The following is a 6,168-nucleotide window of genomic DNA, read 5'->3' as shown; positions in this document are numbered from 1 at the left end:
CTTCTAGCATGGGCACTCCTTCGGGCAATAGCCCCAAGGTTCAATCACCACCGCCCAAGGCGGTGGTTTAGGGATGACAACAAAAAGGGCCATTTCTGGCCCTTTTGAATGTAAATGTTTAGTCTTGATGAGCAATAATTTGGTCATTGCTAACAACTAGCTTAACTTTTTTATCCGGTAGGATTCTTCCTGCCAAGATTTCTTTCGCTAATGGATTTTCAACGCTTTGTTGAATCGCGCGTTTCAATGGTCTTGCTCCGTAAACAGGATCAAACCCAACTTGAGAAATCAGCTCTAACGCTTTTTCAGATACCTCAAGCTGATAACCTTTCTCTTCCATTCGTTTACCAAGACGGGCTAATTGAATAGAAGCGATCGATTTAATTTGTTCTTGCGCCAACGGATGGAATACTACACTTTCATCCACTCGGTTTAAGAACTCTGGTCTAAAATGTTTACCTACAATCTCCATTACCTCTTTTTTAATGCCTTCATAATCCAAGCTTGCGAATTTTTCTTGAATTTGTGAAGACCCTAAGTTTGAGGTCATAATTACCACTGTATTACGAAAATCAACTGTGCGTCCTTGTCCATCAGTTAAGCGCCCATCATCTAATACCTGTAGCAGGATATTAAAGACATCAGGGTGTGCTTTCTCAACTTCATCCAACAAGATAACCGAGTACGGTTTACGACGAATAGCCTCGGTCAAGTAGCCACCCTCTTCGTAGCCCACATAACCTGGAGGCGCGCCGACTAATCGCGCTACTGAGTGTTTTTCCATAAATTCAGACATGTCGATTCGCACCATGGCATCTTCACTATCAAACATAAAGTTTGCGAGTGTTTTACACAATTCAGTTTTACCCACACCAGTTGGCCCTAAGAATAAGAAGGAACCAATCGGTCTATTTGGATCAGATAACCCAGCTCGGCTACGGCGAATCGCATTTGATACCACTTCGACGGCTTCAACTTGTCCGATAACTCGTTGATGCAGCGCATCCTCCATTTGCAGCAGTTTTTCTTTCTCAGCTTCCAGCATTTTAGAAACTGGAATACCAGTTTGCTTTGAAAGCACTTCCGCAATTTCTACATCAGTTACTTTGTTGCGTAGCAAAGTCATCTCTTGCATTTCAGCTTGGGTTGCAAGGTCGAGCTGCTTTTCAAGTTCAGGAATTCGGCCATATTGAAGTTCTGACATACGGTTCAAGTCACCCGCTCTACGTGCGAAATCCATATCCATACGCGCTTGCTCTAATTCGGACTTAATATGCTGAGTACCCGAAAGAGCTGCTTTTTCCGCATTCCAAACTTCTTCCAGCTCAGCAAACTCGCGCTCTTTCACTTTTAACTCTTCGTTTAACACCTGTAAGCGTTTTTCACTCGCTTCATCGTGTTCATTCGTTAGCGCTTGTTGCTCAATTTTCAGCTGAATAATTTTGCGCTCAAGCTTATCTAAAGATTCTGGCTTTGAATCTATTTGCATTCGAATACTTGAAGCGGCTTCATCGATCAAGTCAATCGCTTTATCGGGCAACTGGCGATCAGAAATATAACGGTGCGATAAGCTCGCAGCAGCAACAATAGCGGGATCGGTGATCTCCACATGGTGATGGAGCTCATAACGCTCTTTCAAACCACGCAAAATAGCTACGGTGTCTTCTACGCTAGGTTCATCAACCAGTACCTTTTGGAAACGTCGCTCAAGTGCCGGATCTTTCTCTATATATTGACGATATTCGTCTAAAGTGGTCGCACCGACGCAGTGTAGATCTCCTCGAGCCAGAGCGGGCTTAAGCATATTCCCCGCATCCATTGCGCCTTCGCCTCGACCTGCACCGACCATAGTGTGCAATTCATCAATAAAGAGGATGACATTACCCTCTTCTTTCGCTAGCTCGTTAAGCACCGATTTTAAGCGTTCTTCAAATTCACCACGATACTTAGCCCCTGCGACCAAAGACCCCATGTCTAATGACAATACTCGACGACCACGTAGACCTTCTGGCACTTCATTATTAATAATGCGCTGCGCTAACCCTTCCACAATCGCCGTTTTACCTACACCGGGCTCACCAATAATCACGGGGTTGTTTTTGGTCCGGCGTTGCAATACTTGAATGGTGCGACGAATTTCATCATCACGCCCGATGACAGGATCAAGTTTGCCTTGTTCCGCTCGTTCAGTTAGATCTATTGTGAATTTCTCAAGCGCTTGTCTTAGCTCTTCTGCATTTGGATCATTCACTTTCTGACCTCCACGCACTTTTTCTATTGCTTCAGAAACTTTTTTCTCGGTAAGCCCTATTTCTTTGAGTAATTGACCAAGCGCGCCTTTATCTTCTAGTGCGGCTAGCAAAAATACTTCCGAAGAAATGTAGGAATCTTGCCGTTTTTGCGCGAGTTTATCGCACAAATTGAACATAGTACCCATTGCGCTAGAAAGCTGAACATCACCACCGATACCGCTAACTTTTGGCAAACGGTCTAATATCTCACTGAGCTTCGAGCGCAATTGCATAACGTCCACACTTAACATAGTAAGAAGTGGACGAATTGGACTGCCATTTTGATCGAGCAATGCCACCATCAAATGAACAGGCTCGATATATTGATGATCACGGCCTAATGCCAATGATTGAGCATCAGAAATGGCAATTTGAAATTTGCTTGTAAATCGATCAAGACGCATACCAACTTTCCTCACCTTAATTGAGAAACTAATCTTACGTAGCTAAAGATGGCTACGCACTAGTGCTTTTTCAAGGGGCAAGTTAGGGAAGATTGATCTTGCGTAAGTTACTCTTCAATCCAAATAAATGAAGCTTGGCGACCTGTGATTCCGTCGCGTCGATAGGAATAAAACTGATGAGGATTATGGAAGGTACAAAGGCCGCTATCTGATATTTCTGAAACACCGCATTGATGCAACCTTAACGTGGCTAACTGTGCAATATTTGCTAGCCATTTTCCATTCTCTTGAAGAGAAAATGCGGCCTTTGCTTTGGTATTTTGATCAACAAAGGCATGGTATACATCATCACCGACTTCAAATGCCGTAGGACCGATAGCAGGACCGAGCCAAGCTAGGATATCACTAGAAAATTTGGCGAGCGCATTTTCGAGTATCCCATTAGCTAAACCGCGCCAACCAGCATGAACTGCAGCCACTTCGCTGCCTTGGTGATTAGTGAGTAGAACAGGTAAGCAATCAGCGGTCATTACAGAACAAACCACATTATGCTGATGGGTAAAAACACCATCGGCACTCAGAATCTGCTGAGTAGGTTGAGTAACCTCTAGCACTTGTGTTGAATGCGTTTGTTCAAGCCAAATAGGTTCAGAGGGCATCGCCGCTTGCTGCGTTAGCCATTGGCGATTTTTTTCAACGGATAAAGGATCATCCCCAACATGCATGCCTAAATTCAGCTCTTGATAAGGAGCTAACGAAAAGCCACCGACTCTAGTCGAGGAGAAAGCTTTTACATGTTTAGGTGCATTCCAGTTAGGGATGATCTTCTGCATTAGAACTCGTCTTTTTTATTCAACTTAGTATCTACGCGTAAAGCTTCCGCCATAATGATCATATCGTCAGGTACTGGCGCATGAAATTCTAGCATTTCACCAGTCACAGGATGCTCAAGTCGAAGCATAACGGCATGCAAAGCCTGACGATCAAAACCACGGATCATATCGGTCAGCTCTTGCGTTGCCCCTTTCGGAATGCGAGCGCGGCCACCATAGGCGGTATCCCCAAGCAAAGGATGCTGTAAATATGACATATGCACACGAATTTGGTGAGTACGGCCCGTTTCTAAACGCAAACGAAGTCGCGTATGTTCACGAAAATGCTCGGCCACACGATAGTGAGTTACCGCTGGTTTACCCATCGGGCTTACCGCCATCAATGTACGTTTTGTTGAGTGGCGGCCAATCGGCTTATCGATCATCCCACCAGCAGTCATAGTACCGATCACAATCGCTTCATATTCACGCGTAATCTTACGCTTTTGCAACGCTCGAACTAAGTGTGTTTGTGCAGGAACCGTTTTAGCGACCACCATTAGACCAGTCGTATCTTTATCCAAACGATGCACAATCCCCGCACGAGGTACTTCTGCAATAGCTGGATAGTGGAACAACAGTGCATTTAAGACTGTGCCATCTGGAGTACCCGCGCCTGGATGAACGACAAAATCTCGTGGTTTGTTGATGACCATAATATCGTCATCTTCATACACGATATTTAAAGGTATATCTTGCGCTTCCCAACGCTCTTCATCTTCAAGCTCGGCTTGGACCGTAATGATTTCTCCCCCCATGACTTTCGTTCTTGGTTTAGTGATCACCTCACCATTGACCTGAACTTTGCCTTCTAAAAGCCACTCTTTTAGACGTGAACGAGAGAAATCTGCGAATAATTCAGCGACAGCTTGGTCTAAACGTTGACCTAACTGGCTATCTTTTACTGTATTTGTTAATTCAATCTGCTGAGCCATATCGAACTTTTTTAAAAACCGTGAGACTAATAGCGTCTAGTATGGATAAAATATGGCGTCATTGTATCTGTTACTGCTAAGAAAGTAACGAAACGATTTGTAAAGCGATTACGCACTCAATTAAGAAGCATTAATTCAAGGAAACGACTCCTGTCATGAAACACCACACTTTATCAGGCTTACTCGCATTATCACTGTTATTTGGCTGTTCAAGCAGCGAAGAGATTGTCCCTGATGTGCCGCCTTCTGAATTATACTCAGAAGCACAAACCTCACTGCAAAGTGGTAACTGGTTAACGGCCATTCAAAAACTTGAGGCGTTAGATTCACGTTATCCCTTCGGCGCGTATTCAGAACAAGTTCAACTTGACCTTATTTACGCTTACTACAAAAACGATGATCTTGCGTTAGGTTTAGCGACCATTGAACGCTTTACCCGTTTGAATCCAACCCATGAAAAAATGGATTGGGTACTCTACATGCGTGGTTTGACGCATATGGCGCAAGATCGCAACTTCATGCATGACCTATTTAATGTCGATCGCGCAGATCGTGATCCAGAACCGGTAAAAGCTGCGTTTGCTGATTTTAAAAAACTGCTGCAACGCTACCCAACAAGCCCTTATGCAGAAGATGCTCATAAACGCTTATTCGCGTTAAAAAATAGACTGGCTGAATATGACCTTGCCACAGCTGATTTTTACTTACGCCGTGAATCTTGGATTGCGGCTATCAACCGTGCTCAGGAGCTACAAAAAACGTATCCAGACACTGAAGCGGCTCGCAAATCATTACACATTCAGTTGGAAGCGTATAAACAGCTCAAACTGAACGATGCCATTGCCAGAACTCAAAAGTTAATTGCACTCAATCCACAATAGTTTGCAATAAGCTTAAGTACGCCATGAAAACCACTCACGCTTTGAGTGGTTTTTTTATTTGGAGTCGATGGGAATAATAACACGCCAGCAAAAGACGGCTGGAAAATGAGTGGTGCAGGGAAAACTGAAAAACTGAAATAAAAAGGGAGGTGTTCAAAACATCGTTAGAATAAAGATCACAAAAAACACTTGAATAAGAAATGAGCAGCGCTCTTTTTAGGCCGCAAAAACACCCTAAAAATGGGAAATTCTTAGCTTGATCCTTTAACCAATCTATCCAGATTGATAGGAATCACAAGCTTTTTCTTTACTCTTTGTCAGCACTCTTTGCGTGAGATCACGTTTAAACTCGCCCTTTGAAATCACATCCAATAAAGTGATCTGGATCACATTACTTTAGTATTAAATCAGTAATCTGAAGTTAACCCATGAGGGATGCAACAGAGGAAAACATCTATGAAAGTAACTATCACTGGTAAAAATATCGACATCACCTCTGCAATCCGCACTCACATTGAGAGCAAATTTAAAAAACTAGAAAAATGGCAAGTGGATATCATAGGATGCCAAGCTAGCTTTAGTGAAGAGCCTAATAAACAAAAAAGATTCGAAGCTATTATCACGGTACCCAAAGGACAATTAGTCGCTTCTGCAACCCATGAAGATCTTTACGCAGCTATCAATGAGGTAGAACAAAAATTAGAACGCCAACTCAACAAACTGCGCCATAAACCGGAAGCTCGTCGTACCGACAAACCGGAAGTAGAAGAAGAAGTTGAATAAAG

General features: G+C 43.4%; 5 protein-coding genes. 2 read left to right on the top strand and 3 right to left on the bottom strand.

Going from position 1 to position 6,168, the window contains the following annotated elements; translation table 11 throughout:
* Nucleotides 1–118: 118 nt before the first annotated feature.
* The 3 genes from clpB to rluD form a co-directional block, all read right to left on the bottom strand.
* A complete protein-coding gene (gene clpB / locus AACR75_RS10970) occupies nt 119–2,695 on the bottom strand; it encodes an ATP-dependent chaperone ClpB (protein WP_026027339.1) in 2,577 nt (858 codons plus the stop codon).
* Between the two features lie 107 nt (nt 2,696–2,802).
* A complete protein-coding gene (pgeF, locus tag AACR75_RS10965) occupies nt 2,803–3,528 on the bottom strand; it encodes a peptidoglycan editing factor PgeF (RefSeq protein WP_047690220.1) in 726 nt (241 codons plus the stop codon).
* On the bottom strand, nt 3,528–4,502 hold the full coding sequence (gene rluD / locus AACR75_RS10960) for a 23S rRNA pseudouridine(1911/1915/1917) synthase RluD (RefSeq protein ID WP_013857530.1): 975 nt from the start codon (nt 4,500–4,502) through the stop codon (nt 3,528–3,530). Before rluD ends, pgeF begins: the two co-directional genes overlap by 1 nt.
* 155 nt (nt 4,503–4,657) lie before the next feature.
* Here rluD and bamD point away from each other — a divergent pair, with 155 nt between their 5' ends.
* Nucleotides 4,658–5,383: an outer membrane protein assembly factor BamD gene (bamD, locus tag AACR75_RS10955; RefSeq protein WP_013857531.1), complete on the top strand. Its 726-nt coding sequence runs from the start codon at nt 4,658–4,660 to the stop codon at nt 5,381–5,383.
* A 456-nt stretch (nt 5,384–5,839) separates the two neighbouring features.
* Nucleotides 5,840–6,166, top strand: coding sequence for a ribosome hibernation-promoting factor, HPF/YfiA family (hpf, locus tag AACR75_RS10950; RefSeq protein ID WP_026027341.1), 327 nt, complete (start codon nt 5,840–5,842; stop codon nt 6,164–6,166).
* The last annotated feature ends 2 nt before the right edge of the window (nt 6,167–6,168 follow it).

The organism is Vibrio sp. ZOR0018, from assembly GCF_963865925.1.
In the GTDB taxonomy this organism is placed as follows: Bacteria; Pseudomonadota; Gammaproteobacteria; order Enterobacterales; family Vibrionaceae; genus Vibrio; species Vibrio anguillarum.
Note: the sequence above shows the minus strand (reverse complement) of the source record. Positions and strands in the feature narration are given on the sequence as shown.